The following is an 18,990-nucleotide window of genomic DNA, read 5'->3' as shown; positions in this document are numbered from 1 at the left end:
AAATATCGCGATCGCGACCTGCGGTCGCTACAAAAACAAAACCCCACGAAAAACGTGGGGTTCGTCAGCAATCTGAACCGACGCCAGAAGCGTCGGTTTTTTTATGGCTATACTTTACGGCAGGTTTTGTTCATCACCATTAAGGAGAGCAAATGACGACGCAGGCATTGCAGGACAGCGAACTGTTTCAGACGGGGTATCTGGTGGATGGCGTCTGGACATCACTGAACAGCACATTTGATGTGCTGGATCCGGCGACAGGAGACGTGGTGGCAAAAGTCGCGAAGGCCGGGAAAAAAGAGACCGAAGAGGCGATTGCCGCCGCCGCAAAGGCTTTTCCTGGCTGGCGGGCAAAGACCGCGAAAGAGCGTTCCACCATCCTCTATCGCTGGTATGAACTGATTATTGAAAACAAAAGCTGGTTGGCGCGCTTAATGACCACCGAGCAGGGCAAACCGGTGAAAGAAGCTGAGGGGGAGGTGGAATATGCCGCCAGCTTTATTCAGTGGTTTGCCGAGCAGGCGAAGCGCGCCAATGGGGAAATCATTCCGCCGGTCAAACCAGGCTCCCGTATTTACGCAACCCGCGAACCTGTTGGCGTTGTGGCGGCCATTACGCCGTGGAATTTTCCGATGGCAATGCTGACCCGTAAGCTGGGGCCAGCGCTGGCCGCAGGCTGTACTGGCGTTATCAAACCCGCCAACAATACGCCGTTAAGCGCATTCGCCTTGCTGACACTGGCGAAGAAGGCTGGCGTGCCTGATGGCGTACTGAATGCCGTGGCCGGTAATACTCCGGAGATCAGCGATGCCATTATGGCAAGTCATGCGGTACGCAAGATCTCTTTCACCGGCTCTACCGCCGTTGGCAAAACGCTGGTGCGCAATGCTGCGCAAACCATGAAAAAGGTCTCCATGGAGTTGGGGGGAAATGCCCCTTATATCGTCTTTGAAGATGCGGATATTGAGGCCGCAGTGAAAGGGGCCATCGCCAACAAATTTCGCAATGCCGGACAGGTCTGTGTCAGCGTAAACCGTTTCTATATTCACGAGTCGGTCTACGACCGCTTTACGCAACAGCTGGCTGATGCGGTTAAGGCCCTGAAAGTCGGTAATGGTCTCGAAGATGGGGTGGTGGTGGGGCCGTTAATTGAGCCTTCGGCGGTGGCGAAAGTACGTGAGCACGTTGAGGATGCGGTCGCCAGAGGAGCGAAAGTGCTAGCTGGTGGCGCGGCGCATGCTTTAGGCGGCAATTTCTGGCAACCGACGGTGCTGGGAGATTGCAGCGAGGAGATGACGCTGGCGAAAGAAGAGACCTTCGGCCCGGTAGCGGCCTGCTTTCGTTTTACCACTGAAGAGGATGTTATCCAGCGTGCCAACGCAACGCCCTTTGGTCTGGCTGCCTACTTCTACACGCAAAATCTCTCCCGGGTGTTTCGTGTTTCGCAGGCGCTTGAAAGCGGCATGATTGGGATTAATGAGTGTGCGGTATCGACAGAGCTTGGCCCCTTTGGTGGGGTGAAAGAGTCCGGCCTTGGGCGTGAAGGATCGGTGCTGGGCCTGGATGAGTTTTTAGAAGTCAAAACCCTGCATCTTGGGGGATTATGATCTGACGGGGCGGTCACTCGCCCCCTTTGGCTGGATGGCGGACCATGAATATCTATACCTTTGATTTTGACGAGATCGATGATCAAATGGCGTTCTATCGTGACTTTTGCCGCCAGTTCTCGATGGAAAACGGCAAAGTAACCGATCTGGATTCACTCTGGAATGTGCTGACTGGCGAGTTGTCGATGCCGCTGGAGATTGAATTCATTCATCTTCCTGACAAATTACGGCGGCGCTTCGGGGCGTTGATTCTGCTTTTTGATGAGGCAGAGGAAGAGCTGGAAGGGCAATTTCGCTTCAACATTCATTGAATTACAGACAAAAAAAGCCCCTGACTGGCAGGGGCAAGTCGTAGCACATATACGACGAGGGATTATTTATACAGCTCGGCAGTGGCATGCCAGGTATCGCCTTCCTGTAACTCAGTTACGCGATAGCTTGATGCGCCGGCTTGATCGGCTTTCGCCGACAGTTGCTCACGGATACTCATTGGGGAACTGGCGGTCTGGGAAACAGAAACACTCCCCAGCGATTGCATATTTTGCGCCTGGTCTGCAGAGACGACTGTTGCTGCACTGGCACCGAAAGAGAGCAGTGAAGCCAGACCCAGGGTTGCGATGATGATGTTACGTTTCATTTTTTTCTCCTCAATACCCAACGGCAAGAAGGGTTGAACCGCTATTTTTATGCCTGGTGCCGTTGAGCGATGGTGATACAGGTGTTGATACAGAGTTGACGTATTGCTTATTTGTACAGTTCAGCAGTGGCGTGCCAGTTATCTCCGGTACGCGCTTCAATAACGCGATAAGCCGATGCGCCCTGTTCTTCCGCTTTTTTGTTCAATTCCGCACGCATATCCATCGGTGAATTGTTAATACCACCAACAGAAATGGTGCCTAATGACTCGCGGTTTTGCGCTTGATCAGCACCGATTGAGTCTGCGGCGAATGCGCCAAAAGAGAGAACGGACAAAACACTCAGGGCTGCAACAGTAGATTTAATATTCATGATAATTACCTTGTCATCTTTAATTTCGCGGGGTCTTGTTTCGTGACCCTCATCACAAAAGCAAGTATACGCTAATAACCCCAAAAATTAATACCAGGATAATCATTGCTTTTGTAATTAATTGGTAAGAAAACCATTTCTTATATCAAATAGTGTATAAAAATGGGCGGAATATTAAATTTAATTGTTTTTAATCATATGGATAAGTGAATTTGACGATTTGTGCGAAACAACTCTTTAGGGGCATGGCTTGTAATGAAAAGTCGCACATTATGTCAAAATAATGATCTGCTGATGACGAGTTAACGATTTTCAAAGGCGGGATTTCCCCTCGTCAGGGCACGAGGGGAGAAAGGGATCAGAGTTCCTGTTCGAACAGAACCAGAATGGCGTCGTACAGCTCTTTTACCGTGAAACCGTTGGCTGGGGTGGTGAAGATCGTATCATCACCTGCAATGGTGCCCAGAATGCCTTCGGCCTTACCCAGAGAGTCCAACAGGCGAGCAATAAGCTGAGCCGCGCCGGGGCTGGTATGAATGACGACAACCGATGTATTGTAGTCAATATCAAGCACCAGGTTTTTCAGTGGACTGGATGTCGTTGGCACACCAAGCTCTGCCGGTAAGCAGTACACCATCTCCATTTTTGCATTGCGCGTACGTACCGCACCAAACTTGGTCAGCATGCGGGAAACTTTGGACTGGTTGATATTGTCGAAACCTTGCTCCTGCAAAGCCAGCACAATTTCTCCCTGAGAGCTGAATTTCTCTTCTTTAAGTAGCGCTTTGAACGCTTTAACTAATTCTTCTTGCTTTGCCGAGCTTCGCATAAGTCACCCGTATCAGGTCGTGAAAACTACATTATTATGCATATGGATGAATTTTTATGCAAATAATCTACCGTGGAAATATTTAATATACTGTTATTAAAGACACAAGTTCTGTTAGTTCCCTGTATGGGGGAACAAAATCGCTTGTGTTGTATGTCGCAAATTAAAAAAAAGTAAAATAAATGTTATTGAGTTGGCGTTTCTTTGATGGTCACCGGGACTATATTGTAAACTCTTAGTGTTAGTTGCTTAGTTTGCCGGTCAGTCGGTCGTAAAAACCCATTATAATATTTTAAAAGCGTGCCATACCGCAGAATTTTGGTTGGCATGATGCCATAATTATCAGGGTGAATTAAGGTCGCCGCAACGGAGTAACAAAATATTTAGCTAACCATAATAAGGAGTTTATGATGAAAGTTGCAGTCCTCGGCGCCGCCGGCGGTATCGGACAGGCGTTAGCTCTACTTCTGAAAACACAACTGCCTTCAGGTTCTGAACTCACTCTGTATGATATTGCTCCTGTAACCCCCGGGGTTGCTGTTGACCTCAGCCATATTCCTACCGCCGTTAAAATCAAAGGTTTTGCTGGTGAAGATGCAACCCCTGCTCTGCACGGTGCGGATGTTGTTCTGATTTCTGCAGGTGTGGCGCGTAAACCAGGCATGGATCGTTCCGACCTGTTTAACGTGAATGCAGGAATTGTCAAAAATCTGGTCGCACAAATTGCGACAACCTGCCCGAAAGCCTGTATCGGTATCATTACCAATCCGGTTAATACCACCGTGGCGATTGCGGCTGAAGTGCTGAAAAAGGCCGGGGTTTATGACAAGAATAAGCTGTTCGGCGTGACCACGCTGGATATCATCCGCTCTAATACCTTTGTGGCTGAGTTAAAAGGCAAACAGCCGTCGGATATCGAGGTGCCGGTTGTCGGCGGCCATTCTGGCGTCACTATTCTGCCGTTGTTGTCGCAAATTGCAGGCGTCAGTTTTTCTGAGCAGGAAATCGCCGACCTGACAAAACGTATTCAGAATGCCGGAACGGAAGTGGTTGAAGCGAAAGCCGGTGGCGGTTCGGCAACACTGTCGATGGGTCAGGCCGCTGCACGTTTTGGTCTGTCGCTGGTTCGCGCGCTGCAAGGTGAAAAAGGCGTGGTGGAGTGTGCCTATGTTGAAGGCGACGGTCAGTATGCCCGTTTCTTCTCACAACCGCTGCTGCTGGGGAAAAATGGTATCGAAGAGCGCCAGGCAATTGGCAAACTCAGTGCATTTGAACAACAGGCGCTGGACGATATGCTGGATACGCTAAGTAAAGAAATCCAGCTGGGCGAGGAGTTCGTCAACAAATAACCAACCGATCATCGCCGCCTGGCGTGCTGTCTACCGCCAGAAGAGGGCATAAAAAGACCGGAGCTACATGCTATGTGCTCCGGTTTTTTATACGCTTAATTTGTCGCCGGGTACTCCTGAATGGTGACCTGAAGCTTCAGCTTTTTATCTTCCCGCATGACCTCAACCGGGATGTCAGAGCCTGGGCGAATTTCTGCCACCTGGTCCATGGTTTCCAGGGCTGAGATAGCCGGTTTGCCATTGACCGAGACAATAACATCATTCACCTGAATCCCTGCCTGAGCTGCCGGGCCATCAGGCGCGACCTCATTGACAACAATGCCCTGAAGCTGGTCAATGGCTCCGCCTTGCGTATGCATTGGCGCGATTTCTCTGCCGCCGATACCAATATAGCCGCGGATCACCCGGCCATCGCGGATCAGCTTATCCATAATCTTGGTCGCAAGCTGGAAGGGAATGGCAAAACCAATACCTTCCGGTGTCTCACCGTCATTGCTTTTATCAAACGAGAGCGTGTTGATCCCCATCAGTTCACCCAGCGAGTTAACAAGGGCGCCGCCCGAGTTCCCGTGGTTAATGGAAGCATCCGTTTGCAGGAAGTTCTGTCGACCTGTCGGGTTCAAACCGATACGACCCGTGGCGCTGATAATGCCCTGGGTGATGGTCTGACCGAGGTTATAGGGATTGCCGATGGCCAGTACCACATCGCCGATATGGGGAACGCGTTGAGCATTGATCGGAATAACCGGCAGGCCATTTGTGGCATTGATTTTTAATACTGCAAGATCGGTCAGAGAATCTGAGCCTACCAACAGGGCTTCAAATACGCGGCCATCCTGCAAGGCGACAATTATCTGATCAGCATCGTTGATCACGTGTTTGTTGGTAACGATATAACCACGCTGGTCCATGATGACCCCGGAACCCAGGGTGCGAATTTCCAGACGATTATGCGACGAATTATTGAGCCCACGGTTGTAAACGTACACCACCGCGGGTGCGGCGCGACGCACTGCCTGGTTGTAACTGGCAGGGCTTTCATCGGAACTGTCAAACTGGGGGGCCGAAAAGGTAATTTTCTGGCGTAGTGAGGGTACGGCGGCGAGGATCAGGCCACCGGCAATTAAACCGAGTATTATCGAGCGTAATAGCTTCAAAAGCATGATGCGGGCGTCGTTGTTAAGGTATCGGCAGCAGCATAGCATGAGTTATCCGGACATCACATGCAGCGGTGATGTCCGGGATAGTATTTGCTTAACGCAACAATAAATAAAGAGTTTCATTGCCGCGGATAATTTGCAGCGCAATGACGCCGGGTTTGGTTTCAAGCGCTTTGCGCATGTCGGCAATCGACTGGACGCGCGTCCGGTTGATGCCAATGATGACATCATCTTTATGCAACCCGGCCTGTGCTGCCGCGCTATCCTTCTCGACACTCTCAATGCTGATGCCTTTGGTGCCATCTTTAAGCTGGCCGTCGCTCAATGATGCCCCCTGGAGCGTCGGGGAGATAAGCTCAGCACTGGCTGACGATGAGGTGTTTTTATCCAGCGTCACTTCAACATCCAGCGGTTTCCCATCACGCAGCAGTCCCAGTTTGACCTTAGTGCCAGGTTCGGTGGTGGCGATCCGTGAGCGCAGTTCAGCAAAACTGTTTAACGGCTTGTCATTAAGACTGACAATCACATCACCCGATTTGATGCCTGCTTTGGCTGAGCCTGAATTTGCCAGAACCTCACTGACAAATGCTCCCCGCTGTACGTTAAGGTTAAAGGCTTTGGCGATATCGGCGCTCATTTCGGTGCCTTTAATCCCCAGCAAACCGCGTTTGATCTCGCCAAATTGTATCAACTGCTTCGCCAGTGTCTGCGCCATATTACCTGGAATAGCAAAACCAATACCGACACTGCCGCCGCTGGGGGCGAGGATCGCGGTATTGATCCCTATCAGTTCGCCATTGAGATTCAGCAGCGCGCCGCCGGAGTTACCCCGGTTGATTGACGCATCGGTTTGAATGAAATTCTCCAGCCCTTCGAGGTTGAGGCCACTGCGGCCAAGGGCGGAAACAATCCCCGAGGTGGCGGTCTGGCCAAGCCCGAACGGATTGCCCACGGCAACAACAAAATCCCCCACGCGCAGCTTGTCTGAGTCAGCGATAGCAATTTGCGTCAGATTACTGGGATTTTGTATTTGCAGCAGCGCGATGTCGCTCTGATCGTCCCCGCCAATGAGTTTTGCCTCGAATTCACGGCCATCATTGAGCTGAACATTAATTTTCTGCGCCTGATTAATCACATGATTGTTGGTCAGCACATAGCCTTTCTGGGCGTCAATAATGACACCGGAACCTAACCCTTCAAATGGCTGGGCCTGGCTTTCGGGCACACCGTCACCGAAATATTTCTTCAGTTCATCAGGGACTTTTTGCCCCCGTACCGCCGTACCCTCCACCTGCACGCTGACAACCGCAGGCAATACTTTCTCCAGCACGGGCGCCAGACTGGGTAGCGCCCCCTGGCCTGGAACCTGCGAGGGCATGGCTGCCATAGTCTGGATGGGCGCCGAGAGAGTTAACCCGACACTTAACGCGAACGCACTCAACAGCAGGGTTTGTTTCTTCATTGATGCTGGCTCTCGTAACCTAAAGTGAAAGGGAGAAAACGACGTAAAACATTTTGATGTTATTGAAATTTCGACCCGGTAACAATGCGGATATGACTAAATAATAGCTGGGTTTGTAAAGACAGGACGGGCGCAACATGTGCGCCCGTTAAAAATGCAGTGTAAAACGATGTTATTTGCGGTTTGCGCCGCCGCGCAACAGGCCAGATGCGCCTTCAGAGTAATCCCGCGGGATTTGCACCGGAGCCTGATCGTTGCCGGCTTCCGACTCCGCCAGACGGTTACGGAAGGGGTTCTCTTCTGCTGACATTTCCGGCAACAGGCTGGTAGAACTCTTGGCCATATGCTGATAGAGCTGACGATAATCATGCGCCATGTTATCGAGCAGTTCCGCGCTACGGGCAAAATGGCTCACCAGTTCTTCGCGGTATTCTTCCAGCTCGGCTTTATTTTTTTCCAGCTCGTACTGTAAGGCCTGCTGCTGACGTAATTTCCGGTTACCAAAACGCATGGCCACGGCACCAATTATGATACCGACAACTAACCCAATTAGCGCATATTCCCAGGTCATGTACTTCTCCCATTGTCTTTTGAGTCCGTAGGGTGGTGGCTGCAAGCTCCCTGCCTGTGCCTGATTATGCCACTATAACCGCTAATTGCGCAGAAGTGGAATCCCGCCTCAGCATCGCGTAGGGTAGAACGACTTTTTTTTGGTCAACCCTGTGGGCAGGATCGATTTTCAAGGAACAATGTTAATACCATGCAGAGTCTTTCCCCGGCATCGCGATACACCAGCGCCCTGAACGAGGGCAACCATCAACCGGATGATGTGCAAAAAGAGGCTGTTGAGCAGCTGAATTCCATTTACCAACAGATTATTAGCACGGAGTCCCCGGCGCCAGAGCGCGGCGGGCTGATGGCAAAATTTGGCAAACTCTTTGGCAAAAATGACGCCACGTCGCCAGCCCCGGTAAAGGGGCTATATATGTGGGGCGGGGTAGGTCGCGGCAAAACCTGGCTGATGGATCTTTTTTATCAGAGCCTGCCAGGCACGCGTAAACAGCGTCTCCATTTCCATCGCTTTATGCTACGAGTTCATGAAGAACTGGCCGAATTACAAGGGCAAAGCGACCCGCTTGAGATTGTGGCCGATCGCTTCAAAGCACAGACGGATGTCCTCTGTTTCGATGAATTTTTTGTCTCAGACATTACGGATGCAATGCTGCTTGGCGGTCTGATGAAAGCCCTCTTTGCACGGGGTATAACTCTGGTGGCGACCTCAAACATTCCGCCGGATGAACTTTATCGTAACGGTTTGCAACGGGCGCGTTTTTTACCCGCCATTGATGCCATAAAACAGCATTGCGCCATCATGAATGTGGATGCGGGTGTGGATTATCGGCTGCGTACTCTGACCCAGGCGCATTTGTGGCTTTCACCCCTGAGTGATGAGACGCAACGGCAAATGGATAAGCTGTGGCAGGCGTTGGCAGGGTCAATGCACCGAACCGCTTCAACGCTGGACGTTAACCATCGCCCGCTGGCGGCCCTGGGTGAAGAGAACCAGACCCTGGCGGTCTCTTTCAGCACTCTGTGTGTGGATGCCCGTAGTCAGCACGACTACATTGCGCTTTCACGGTTGTTCCATACGGTGATGCTGTTTGACGTACCGGTCATGTCGCCTTTGATGGAGAGCGAAGCGCGGCGGTTTATCGCACTGGTGGATGAGTTTTACGAACGACACGTTAAGCTGGTTGTCAGCGCTCAGGCGCCTTTATATGAGATTTACCAGGGGGAACGGCTGAAGTTTGAGTTTCAGCGCTGCCTGTCGCGTTTGCAGGAGATGCAGAGCGAAGAATATCTGAAGCGTAAGCATATGCCATAAAAGACGCTCCTCCTCCCGTGGGAGAGGCGCTGGGGGTGAGAGCGCCAGACCGAACAAACTTCGCCACCGAAAAACCCACGTCAAATCACATAAAGGGGTCGATTTTTGACCCCGACTTCTCTATAATCCTGCGACCCCACGTTACGAGAAGGTTTTTTTCCCAAAACTTTCTATGTGCTGGCATAGGCTATTCGAAGGGGTAGGTTTGCCGGACTTTGTCGTGTGAGCCTCAACTGACTAAACGTTTGGGTGTTCACCAACGTGTAACTTATTTATTTGGGTAAGCTTTTAATGAAAACTTTTACAGCTAAACCAGAAACCGTAAAACGCGACTGGTATGTTGTTGACGCGACCGGTAAAACTCTGGGCCGTCTGGCTACCGAACTGGCTCGTCGTCTGCGCGGTAAGCACAAAGCGGAATACACTCCGCACGTTGATACTGGTGATTACATCATCGTTCTGAACGCAGAAAAAGTTGCTGTAACCGGCAACAAGCGTACTGACAAAATGTACTATCACCACACTGGCCACATCGGTGGTATCAAAGAAGCGACCTTTGAAGAGATGATTGCCCGCCGTCCTGAGCGTGTGATTGAAATCGCGGTTAAAGGCATGCTGCCAAAAGGCCCGCTGGGTCGTGCTATGTACCGTAAACTGAAAGTTTACGCGGGTAACGAGCACAACCACGCGGCACAGCAACCGCAAGTTCTTGACATCTAATCGGGATTATAGGCAATGGCTGAAAATCAATACTACGGCACTGGTCGCCGCAAAAGTTCCGCAGCTCGCGTGTTCATCAAACCGGGCAGTGGTAAAATCGTTATCAACCAACGTTCTCTGGAACAGTACTTCGGTCGTGAAACTGCCCGCATGGTAGTTCGTCAGCCGCTGGAACTGGTCGACATGGTTGAGAAACTGGATCTGTACATCACTGTTAAAGGTGGTGGTATCTCTGGTCAGGCTGGTGCGATCCGTCACGGTATCACACGCGCTCTGATGGAGTACGATGAGTCCCTGCGTTCTGAACTGCGTAAAGCTGGCTTCGTCACTCGTGATGCTCGTCAGGTTGAACGTAAGAAAGTCGGCCTGCGTAAAGCACGTCGTCGTCCGCAGTACTCCAAACGTTAATTGCTTTCTGCGCAAGCAGAACAATTGGCAAAAAACCCGGTTTATGCCGGGTTTTTTTATGGATAAAAATCACGTTATCCACAGTATCGAGTTGATTCCTTCTTCTTTTTCAGCATTTCCGGAATCCCCTCACCACAAAGCCTGCAAAATCTGGTAAACTATCATCCAATTTTCTGCCCAAATGCCTGGGATTGTTCATTTTTTGTTTGATTTTTGAACGGAAGTGACGGTGCGAGTGGGTAGGTAACCAACATCTGGCCAGTCGTAGTCAGGCTGGTAGCAGTAAAATTCTTAATATACCTGGAGGTTTTCATGGCTGTCGCTGCCAACAAACGTTCGGTAATGACGCTGTTTTCTGGTCCTGTTGATATCTATAGCCATCAGGTCCGTATCGTGCTGGCGGAAAAAGGTGTCAGCTTCGAAATTGAACACGTGGAAAAGGATAATCCTCCGCAGGATCTGATTGACCTCAACCCGAATCAAAGCGTACCGACCTTAGTCGATCGTGAACTCACTTTGTGGGAATCACGCATTATCATGGAATACCTGGATGAGCGTTTCCCGCATCCACCATTGATGCCGGTTTATCCGGTGGCTCGTGGCGAAAGCCGCCTGTACATGCACCGTATTGAGAAAGACTGGTACTCCTTGATGGAAGTCATCAAGAATAGCAGTGGTGCACAGGCTGATAACGCGCGCAGGCAACTGCGTGAAGAGCTGATGCAGATTGCTCCGGTGTTCGGTCAGAAGCCGTTCTTCCTGAGCGATGAATTCAGCATCGTCGATTGCTACCTGGCACCACTGTTATGGCGTTTGCCGGTTCTCGGTATTGAGCTCAGCGGTGCGGGTTCCAAAGAGCTGAAAGGATATATGACACGCGTATTTGAGCGTGACTCCTTCCTTGCCTCTTTGACTGAGCCTGAGCGCGAGATGCGCCTTGGCCGGGGTTAACTGAATGGACTTGTCGCAACTGACACCGCGTCGTCCCTATCTGCTGCGTGCGTTTTATGAGTGGCTGCTGGATAACCAACTCACGCCGCATCTGGTCGTGGATGTCACCTTGCCTGACGTTCGTGTGCCGATGGAGTATGCGCGTGACGGGCAGATCGTCCTGAATATTGCTCCTCGTGCGGTCGGTAACCTTGAGCTGGCGAATGACGAAGTGCGCTTTAATGCGCGTTTCGGCGGTGTTCCGCGTCAGGTTTCTGTTCCGCTGGCGGCAGTGCTGGCGATTTATGCACGTGAAAACGGTGCAGGTACGATGTTCGAGCCGGAAGTTGCCTACGACGAAGACGTGGTCAGCCTCAACGATGATGAAGGCGTTCCTCTCCCGGAAAGCGAGACGGTAATGTCAGTTATCGACGGCGACAAACCCGATCACGGGAATGATAACGATCCCGATGACGATCCTCCGCCACGCGGCGGGCGTCCTTCGTTACGTGTTGTGAAGTAACCTTCCAGGCAGGGCCATCAGGCCCTGCTTTTTTATGCCTGTGCTACGGGCATCAGCCAGCAAGCGATGGTCTCGCGCATTACCGTGCGTCTTGCCGCCAGCGCTTCCGGGCGTTTCAAATCCTGCTGATAAATAATCGACAGTGTTGACTGGTTGATCAGATAAAAAAAGCCCAGTGCTGAAATGGTGATATTCAACTGCATGGCATCGATCCCCGCGCGGATCGTACCGTCTTCCTGCCCGCGATCGAGAATGCGCTGGGTGATCGCAAGCCAGGTGCTGTTAATCGGCACGATCGTATCCACCTCTTTTAGATGGCGCGCTTTGAGCTGGTTTTCGCTATTGAGCAACTGAATAAATTCCGGGTTTTCCAGATAGTAATGCCAGGTAAAATCCATCAGCTCAAGTACTGCATCACGGGCTGGTAGATGGTCCAGCTCCAGTGCCGCTTCTTTGGTACGAATATCCTGGTAGGCCACCTGCAATACGTGAGTAAAAAGCGTGTCCTTATTCTCGAAATAGTAATAGATCAGCTGCTTGTTGACCTTTGCCGTCGCGGCAATCTGATCGATTCTCGCCCCATCAAAACCCTTCTCCGCGAACTCCTTTTTGGCCGCATTGAGGATCAGGCATTTTGTGAGATCCGGATCATGCCTGCGCTTCGTTCTCGATTCCCCTTTCATAGAATCTCCATTCAATCTATTGTTTTAATTGTAGTTTTAAATAAATCAACCATCTGGTTGATTTTGAGAAGCCGATCATGATTTTAATTTTTTACTCTTTCTATACTGATTTCGAAGTTTCAACTGTTTAGTTGAAATGTAACGTACTCAGCAGGGAGTATCCTCATGATCCATTCGCAACGCCCGGTAGCATTGGTGACAGGCTCAACACGGGGAATTGGAAAAGCCTGTGCGCTTGCGCTTGCCAGAGCCGGATTTCATGTCGCGATCAACGGTCGGGACAACGAAGAAGGTCACGCCCGGCAGCAAGCCATGGTAGCGGAATTAGAACAATTTGGCATTGAAGCTCTGGCGTTACCTGGAGATGTTTCTGATTTACCGCTTCAGCAGGCGATGTTTGACACGCTGTTGGCACGCTGGGGCCGTCTGGATTGCGTGGTTAACAATGCCGGTACGGCGGCGAAACAGCGTGGCGATCTGCTGGAAGTCACCCCCGAGAATTATCAGTATTGTCAGGACGTTAACACCAGGGCGATGTTCTTCTTTTGTCAGAAAGCGGCCCGCGTCATGTTGCAGCAGGGCGAACTTAACCACCAGCACCGTTCCATCATCAACATCACCTCCTGTAGCGCCCATAGCCTGTCAATTTCACGCGGTGAATATTGCGTGTCAAAAGCGGCAGCCAGCATGGTGACGCAGCTGTTTGCCCTGCGTCTGGCAGAGGAGGGCGTCGGTGTCTATGAGCTGCGTCCGGGCATTATTGCCACGGATATGACCAGCGGCGTGAAGCCGAAATATGACCAGTTAATCAGCGAAGGGCTGGTTCCCATGAAGCGTTGGGGGCAACCAGAAGATATCGCGACAGTCGTCGATGCGCTGGCAAGCGGCAAATTACCTTTCACCATCGGCCAGATTATTGACGTCGATGGCGGCCTGAATAAATCCCATTTTTAATTACGAGGCACTGCAATGGCTACAATTTCTGTTGGCATTATCATGCACGGTGTAACCGGCCGGATGGGCAAAAATCAGCATCTGATCCGCTCGATCGTGGCGATCAGGGATCAAGGCGGCGTATTGCTGGCAAACGGCGACAGGTTGCTGCCGGATCCGATTCTGATTGGCCGTAATGAAGAGAAAATTGCCGCACTGGCAAAACAGACGGGCATTACCCGCTGGGGAACCGATCTTGATGCCGCGCTGGCAAATCCTGACGACACCATTTTCTTTGATGCCGCCACCACTCAGGCTCGCCCTGGATTACTGAAAAAAGCCATTGCCGCTGGCAAACATATCTACTGCGAAAAACCGGTGGCGGTCAGCCTGTCTGAGGCGATGGAACTTTACCACTACGCGGAGCAGCAGGGCGTATGTCACGGGGTGGTGCAGGACAAACTCTGGCTGCCAGGCCTGCGTAAACTGCAAATGCTCAATCAGGCTGGCTTCTTTGGCCAGGTGTTGTCGGTTCGCGGCGAGTTTGGCTACTGGGTGTTTGAAGGCGATCTGCAACCCACTCAACGCCCGTCCTGGAACTACCGTCAGGAAGAGGGCGGCGGCATCATCCTCGATATGATTTGTCACTGGCGCTACGTGGTTGACAACCTGTTTGGGGAAATCAAAAGCATCAGCTGCCTTGGGGCGACCCATATCCCGGAGCGTTTTGATGAGCAGGGCAATGCTTATAAAGCCACTGCCGATGACGCTGCCTACGCCACCTTTGAACTGAAAAATGGCACCATCGTACAGATCAACAGCTCCTGGTGCGTGCGCGTTCGCCGTGACGACCTGGTGACCTTCCAGGTGGATGGCGTTAATGGCTCCGCCGTGGCTGGCCTCACGGACTGCCTGACACAATCACGGGTCAATACGCCAAAACCGGTCTGGAATCCCGATGTCCGCCAGACCCACAACTTCTTTGACGACTGGTCACCGGTACCGGACACGACCACCTACGATAACGCCTTCAAAGTGCAGTGGGAGCTGTTCCTGCGCCATGTTCATGGCGAGATCGATTTCCGCTGGAATCTGCTGGAAGGGGCAAAAGGATTGCAACTGGTTGAACTGGCCCTGCAAAGCTGGAAAGAGCGCCGCTGGGTTGATGTTCCATCACTGGTGCGTTAAGGGGGCGATATGCAACAACCTGATCCACGGCGTTTATCACTCAATACCGCCACTGTTCGCCAGCAGTGGATGCTGGATAAAATTATTGATGGCTGCGCGCGGCATGATATTCGCGGCATCTCGCCCTGGCGCGATCAAGTGCAGACGCTCGGCCTTGAACGCACCGCGCAGATGATTCGCAGCAACGAACTGACCGTCAGCGGCTACTGCCGTGGTGGGATGTTTCCCGGTGTTGATGATGCTGCCCTCCGCGCGGCTGATGACGATAACCGTCGTGCGGTAGACGAAGCCCTGGCGGTGAATGCTGCCTGCCTGGTACTGGTCGTCGGTGGCCTGCCGGGCGAGTCAAAAGATCTGGCCGGGGCACGGAGTCAGGTGCGGGACGGCCTGGGTCGCCTGCTGGATTATTCACGTAACGTGGGGATGCCGCTGGCCATTGAGCCTTTGCATCCGATGTATGCGGCAGACCGGGCCTGTGTCAATACGCTGGAGCAGGCCAACGATCTTTGCGACGAGCTGGGGGATGACGGCTTAGGTATCGCCGTCGATCTCTATCACACCTGGTGGGATCCTAAGTTTTTCCAGCAGCTCACCCGCGCCGGACGTAAACGGATCCTCGGTTTTCACATCTGCGACTGGCTGGTCCCGACTCAACACCTGTTGCTCGATCGCGGCATGATGGGCGATGGGATCATTGATATTCGCGGCGCGCGCCAGGCCGTTGAAGAACTGGGCTACACCGGGGCGCATGAAGTGGAGATTTTCTCCGAACATAACTGGTGGCAACGCGACCCGGATACGGTTCTGGCTACCTGTAAAGCGCGTCATATGACGCATTGTTAATCAGATTTTGGCTGTATCTGATGTCTCGTCAGTCTTACCAGGTTAGTCGAGGGAAATATGAATACAGATACAAAAAAAATGATACTGGTGTCGGTGCTATGTGGCCTTGGTTACATGATGTACTCCGTGGATCGCATGACTGTCTCTTCTGCTATCGGGCTTATTGCGACGGATTTCGGGCTGGGTAAAGGCCAGTCCGGCATCCTGATGAGCTCCTTCTTTTATGGTTTTATTGGTTTTCTGTTTCTGTCAGGGATTATTGCCGACAAGCTCAGCGGCAAACCGGTGCTGATCCTGGGACTGGTGATGTTCTCGGTGGCCACTATGCTCACCGGCGCTGCCGGCAGTCTGACATCGCTGATTTTTTACCGCGTGATGACCGGTATTGGTGAAGGGGTCTTCTGGCCCGCCGCTTCGCTGGAAGTGGCGAATGTCACTACTGAAAAACAGCGCACGACGGTAATGTCACTGTACTGGATGGGCTACCCCATCGGTGGATTCTTTGGCACCTGGCTGGGGGCGGTACTGGGGCCGGAGTATGGCTGGCGAGTGGTTTTTTATGTTGCCGGCGGGCTGGGGATCCTGGTCGCTATTGCTTATGCCGTACTGGTGAAATCTGAACCTAAAAAGGTCGTCACCGTTGCTGCGCATGAAAAAATTCCTTTAAAACAATTATTTCGTAATCAATCCGTGATGCTGATGGCGTTCTACTACTTCCTGCTGCTGAGTGGCTGGTGGATTGTCCTGCTCTGGGCGCCGACCTTCCTGATGAACGTAAAACAGCTCACGATTGGTACTGCAGGGACGATTGCCAGCCTGCTTGGCCTGACCGGTGCGCTCGGCGGTTTCCTTTTAGGACGTATTTGTGATGGCGGAGATTTTTCCCGTAAGCGCGGCATTCTGATTGGCATCACGGTTGCCAGCAGCCTGTTGATGGCGGCGATGGTTCTACAACTTCCTGTTTTCGCAGTTGTTATTCTGGTTATGTTGCTGGGTTTGCTGGGCTATTCCGTCACGCCTCTGGTGCTTTCTTTCACCGCTGAACTGGTACCGCCGCAGCTTCGTGGCTCCGCGATTGGCTTTGTGATGAACGTAGGAATGACCGCTGGCGGCATCTCTCCGGTACTGGCGGGTTATTTTGCCGATAAATACTCCATGTCTGCCGTCTGGTTTGTGGCGGCCTGCGTGATGGTCGTCAGTTCCGTCCTGCTGCTTGGGGTACGGAAGGCGCCAAAGCCGGTTAAAGAGATGGACATTTCCGGGCTGTCGTCACGCATTTAACGAGGTAACACATGGCATTAACGATCCCGCAGTCTGTCCTTGATAGCCTGACAAATGTAGCCATGCCGCGCCATGTTTCGCAGGCATTGGCACAGCAGGTGGTGGAAATCGAAGGGTTTCGCATTCCGTTGTATCACAGTGAAGCTCTGGTAGTGGGGAGCGGTGCCGCTGGGCTGCGTGCGGCGGTGGAGCTACGGCGCAGGAAGGTGGATGTGCTGGTGGCGACCCAGACCTTGTTCTGGGGGACGTCAGCCTGCTCGGGATCCGATAAACAGACGCTGCATACCGCATCAACCAGCTTCAGAGGCGACAACTTCACCGCACTTGCTGGCGCGATTGGCGCAGGCGGAGCAATGGATGCGGACACCGCGTATGTGGAGTCCGTCGGCTCGGTGGAGGCGTTTATCGGTCTGAAGAGTATGGGTCTGCCGCTGCCGGAGGATCGCTATGGCGCCGTGTTGCGCTATCAGACGGATCATGACGAAGTGGGGCGCGCCACCAGCTGCGGCCCACGTACTTCGCGCCTGATGGTGAAAGTGCTGGCAGAAGAAGCGGTATTGCTGGGAGTGCCTTTCGTCGACCATGCGACGGCGGTACGGATCCTGACCGAGGGTGAGGGCGAGGCGCGACGGGTAGCCGGGATCCTCGCTATTGTTAAAGGTGCCAGAGCAGAGGATAACCCGTGGGGACTGTGTCTGATGCGCAGTCCGACGGTGGTGCTGGCAGCCGGAGGGCCTGGGGAATTATTCCGCGACAGCGTCTACCCGAAGCGCTGTTTTGGCTCATTAGGACTGGCGCTGGAAGCGGGGGTAGCGACCGTTAACCTGACGGAGCACCAGTTTGGTATTGGTACCCGTCGTGACGATTTTCCGTGGAATCTCTCCGGCACCTACGTGCAAAGTATGCCCTGTATCTATTCGGTGGATGAGCAGGGGCAGGAGCACAATTTCCTCGCTCGTTATTACCGCACGACCCGTGAACTGGCCTCAAATATCTTCCGCAAAGGCTACCAGTGGCCGATTCATGCCACCCGGATGCTGGACTTTGGCTCGAGCCTGGTGGATCTGGCGATTTACAGTGAGTCGCAGGCAGGGCGCACTGTTTTTATGGATTTTAACCGCAACCCGCTGCCGGTGCCCGGAGACGAGCCTTTTGCGATTGGCAATCTCGATGAAGACGTTTTTAACTATCTGCGCAATAACGACGCCTGTCTGGAATTGCCGATTGACCGCCTGCAACGCATGAATCCGCTGGCGATTGAACTGTATAAGCATCACGGACACGATTTAAGGACCCAACCGCTGGCGTTTAACGTCAACCACCAGCATATGAACGGCGGCATTGCCGTGAATACATGGGGGCATTCGTCCCTGAACGGCTGCTATGCGGTGGGGGAAGCGGCGGGAACGCATGGCGTGACAAGGCCAGGTGGCGCGGCGCTGAATGCCGGGCAGGTGTTTGGCTTACGCTGCGCAAAGCACATTGCGGCGACCCCACGCGAAGCCCCGACGGCCCTGTTTGAAACGCAAACCGCAGAGCTGCTGAATCAAATCCAGTGTGACAGCCGCCACCCTGAGGCGTTATCCATTGACGCGGTGCGCGATGAAATTCAGCAGCGAATGAGTGAGCGGGCCGGGTTTGTTTGTGAGGCTAAACGGGTGCCGGACGCCCTTCAGGCGGCCCGCGATTTGAACCAGCGTATTGCCCGTAACGGGATTGCTATTTCTCACCCACACCAGGCGGCATTCAGCCTGCAATGGCGGCAAATGGCGCTGGCATCTGAAGCCCTGCTGGCGGCGCTTGACTCCTACATTGCCAGGGGGGGAGGCAGTCGGGGAGCGCGCATGTTGTGTTCCCCTCAGGGAGAGGCAGTGCCGCTCAGCCGCGAAGGTGAGTTGTCTGACTTCCGCTTTCTGGCGGAGAAGCCCGAACACCGGCAGGAGCAGCTCCAGGTGAGCTGGCATAACGGTCAGTTCAGAGTCGAGGTGAAACTCCTGCGCTCGCTGGATGATCTCTCGACCCTCTTCTTTGAGAAAAACTGGCCGGAGTATCTGACTGGCGATATCTATCGCCGCTGACGAGTTGTAGTGAACACGTACATGAATGACTAGTCCTGATATAGGTTGACAGTTTTCTGTCTGTAAAACGCCTGATGAACATCATCGGGCGTTTTGTATTTCA

Annotated in this window: 20 protein-coding genes; 13 read left to right on the top strand and 7 right to left on the bottom strand. The window is 52.7% G+C overall.

Going from position 1 to position 18,990, the window contains the following annotated elements:
• Window positions 1-152: 152 nt before the first annotated feature.
• A complete protein-coding gene (locus tag ACSZO4_RS18475; protein WP_437890492.1) occupies window positions 153-1,607 on the top strand; it encodes an NAD-dependent succinate-semialdehyde dehydrogenase in 1,455 nt (484 codons plus the stop codon).
• Between the two features lie 44 nt (window positions 1,608-1,651).
• Entirely contained in the window at window positions 1,652-1,918 is a 267-nt protein-coding gene (locus tag ACSZO4_RS18470; protein WP_437890491.1) for a barstar family protein, read from the top strand.
• Window positions 1,919-1,980: 62 nt separating this feature from the next.
• Here the strand turns inward: ACSZO4_RS18470 and yhcN (ACSZO4_RS18465) are convergent, their stop codons facing one another.
• From yhcN (ACSZO4_RS18465) to argR, 3 genes are all read right to left on the bottom strand, one after another.
• Window positions 1,981-2,244, bottom strand: coding sequence for a peroxide/acid stress response protein YhcN (gene yhcN / locus ACSZO4_RS18465; protein WP_437890490.1), 264 nt, complete (start codon window positions 2,242-2,244; stop codon window positions 1,981-1,983).
• A gap of 107 nt (window positions 2,245-2,351) precedes the next feature.
• Window positions 2,352-2,615, bottom strand: coding sequence for a peroxide/acid stress response protein YhcN (gene yhcN / locus ACSZO4_RS18460; RefSeq protein ID WP_437890489.1), 264 nt, complete (start codon window positions 2,613-2,615; stop codon window positions 2,352-2,354).
• A 358-nt stretch (window positions 2,616-2,973) separates the two neighbouring features.
• Entirely contained in the window at window positions 2,974-3,444 is a 471-nt protein-coding gene (gene argR / locus ACSZO4_RS18455) for a transcriptional regulator ArgR (RefSeq protein WP_437890488.1), read from the bottom strand.
• Between the two features lie 410 nt (window positions 3,445-3,854).
• On the opposite strand from argR, the gene mdh reads away from it, so the two are divergent.
• Window positions 3,855-4,793, top strand: a complete 939-nt coding sequence (gene mdh / locus ACSZO4_RS18450; RefSeq protein ID WP_437890493.1) for a malate dehydrogenase — start codon at window positions 3,855-3,857, stop codon at window positions 4,791-4,793.
• Window positions 4,794-4,888: 95 nt separating this feature from the next.
• On the opposite strand, the gene degS is transcribed toward mdh, so the two are convergent.
• The 3 genes from degS to zapG all read right to left on the bottom strand — a co-directional run bounded on the left by degS (window position 4,889) and on the right by zapG (window position 7,986).
• The gene (gene degS / locus ACSZO4_RS18445; RefSeq protein ID WP_437890487.1) at window positions 4,889-5,956 is read right to left on the bottom strand and encodes an outer membrane-stress sensor serine endopeptidase DegS; all 1,068 of its coding nucleotides are present in this window, start codon (window positions 5,954-5,956) and stop codon (window positions 4,889-4,891) included.
• 91 nt (window positions 5,957-6,047) lie between these two features.
• Window positions 6,048-7,415 carry a serine endoprotease DegQ gene (degQ, locus tag ACSZO4_RS18440; RefSeq protein ID WP_437890486.1) on the bottom strand — a complete coding sequence of 456 codons (1,368 nt, stop codon included), beginning with the start codon at window positions 7,413-7,415 and terminating at the stop codon, window positions 6,048-6,050.
• A gap of 172 nt (window positions 7,416-7,587) precedes the next feature.
• The gene (gene zapG / locus ACSZO4_RS18435) at window positions 7,588-7,986 is read right to left on the bottom strand and encodes a Z-ring associated protein ZapG (protein ID WP_437890485.1); all 399 of its coding nucleotides are present in this window, start codon (window positions 7,984-7,986) and stop codon (window positions 7,588-7,590) included.
• Between the two features lie 189 nt (window positions 7,987-8,175).
• Here zapG and zapE point away from each other — a divergent pair, with 189 nt between their 5' ends.
• The 5 genes from zapE (at window position 8,176) to sspB (ending at window position 11,881) form a co-directional block, all read left to right on the top strand.
• A complete protein-coding gene (gene zapE, locus ACSZO4_RS18430) occupies window positions 8,176-9,300 on the top strand; it encodes a cell division protein ZapE (RefSeq protein ID WP_437890484.1) in 1,125 nt (374 codons plus the stop codon).
• A gap of 291 nt (window positions 9,301-9,591) precedes the next feature.
• Window positions 9,592-10,020, top strand: coding sequence for a 50S ribosomal protein L13 (gene rplM / locus ACSZO4_RS18425; RefSeq protein WP_017374839.1), 429 nt, complete (start codon window positions 9,592-9,594; stop codon window positions 10,018-10,020).
• A 15-nt stretch (window positions 10,021-10,035) separates the two neighbouring features.
• A complete protein-coding gene (gene rpsI, locus ACSZO4_RS18420) occupies window positions 10,036-10,428 on the top strand; it encodes a 30S ribosomal protein S9 (RefSeq protein ID WP_313064045.1) in 393 nt (130 codons plus the stop codon).
• 312 nt (window positions 10,429-10,740) lie between these two features.
• Window positions 10,741-11,379 carry a stringent starvation protein SspA gene (sspA, locus tag ACSZO4_RS18415; RefSeq protein WP_437890483.1) on the top strand — a complete coding sequence of 213 codons (639 nt, stop codon included), beginning with the start codon at window positions 10,741-10,743 and terminating at the stop codon, window positions 11,377-11,379.
• A gap of 4 nt (window positions 11,380-11,383) precedes the next feature.
• A complete protein-coding gene (gene sspB, locus ACSZO4_RS18410; RefSeq protein WP_437890482.1) occupies window positions 11,384-11,881 on the top strand; it encodes a ClpXP protease specificity-enhancing factor in 498 nt (165 codons plus the stop codon).
• A gap of 32 nt (window positions 11,882-11,913) precedes the next feature.
• Here sspB and ACSZO4_RS18405 read toward each other — a convergent pair whose 3' ends face one another.
• Complete coding sequence (locus tag ACSZO4_RS18405; protein ID WP_437890481.1) at window positions 11,914-12,564, bottom strand: TetR/AcrR family transcriptional regulator; 651 nt, start codon at window positions 12,562-12,564, stop codon at window positions 11,914-11,916.
• 165 nt (window positions 12,565-12,729) lie between these two features.
• Between ACSZO4_RS18405 and ACSZO4_RS18400 the strand changes: the two genes are divergently transcribed.
• The 5 genes from ACSZO4_RS18400 to ACSZO4_RS18380 are packed head-to-tail and all read left to right on the top strand — an operon-like array spanning window position 12,730 to window position 18,887.
• Window positions 12,730-13,518, top strand: a complete 789-nt coding sequence (locus ACSZO4_RS18400; RefSeq protein ID WP_437890480.1) for a 3-ketoacyl-ACP reductase — start codon at window positions 12,730-12,732, stop codon at window positions 13,516-13,518.
• 15 nt (window positions 13,519-13,533) lie between these two features.
• Window positions 13,534-14,685, top strand: coding sequence for a Gfo/Idh/MocA family protein (locus tag ACSZO4_RS18395; protein ID WP_437890479.1), 1,152 nt, complete (start codon window positions 13,534-13,536; stop codon window positions 14,683-14,685).
• 9 nt (window positions 14,686-14,694) lie between these two features.
• Window positions 14,695-15,528 (top strand): sugar phosphate isomerase/epimerase family protein, encoded by an 834-nt coding sequence (locus ACSZO4_RS18390; protein ID WP_437890478.1) that lies wholly within the window; start codon window positions 14,695-14,697, stop codon window positions 15,526-15,528.
• A gap of 57 nt (window positions 15,529-15,585) precedes the next feature.
• The gene (locus tag ACSZO4_RS18385; RefSeq protein WP_437890477.1) at window positions 15,586-16,809 is read left to right on the top strand and encodes an MFS transporter; all 1,224 of its coding nucleotides are present in this window, start codon (window positions 15,586-15,588) and stop codon (window positions 16,807-16,809) included.
• A gap of 11 nt (window positions 16,810-16,820) precedes the next feature.
• The gene (locus ACSZO4_RS18380) at window positions 16,821-18,887 is read left to right on the top strand and encodes an FAD-binding protein (RefSeq protein WP_437890476.1); all 2,067 of its coding nucleotides are present in this window, start codon (window positions 16,821-16,823) and stop codon (window positions 18,885-18,887) included.
• Window positions 18,888-18,990: the final 103 nt, after the last annotated feature.

Source organism: Phytobacter sp. V91 (assembly GCF_965644225.1).
In the GTDB taxonomy this organism is placed as follows: Bacteria; Pseudomonadota; Gammaproteobacteria; order Enterobacterales; family Enterobacteriaceae; genus CBFFRJ01.
This window is presented reverse-complemented; position numbering and strand designations above follow the sequence as displayed.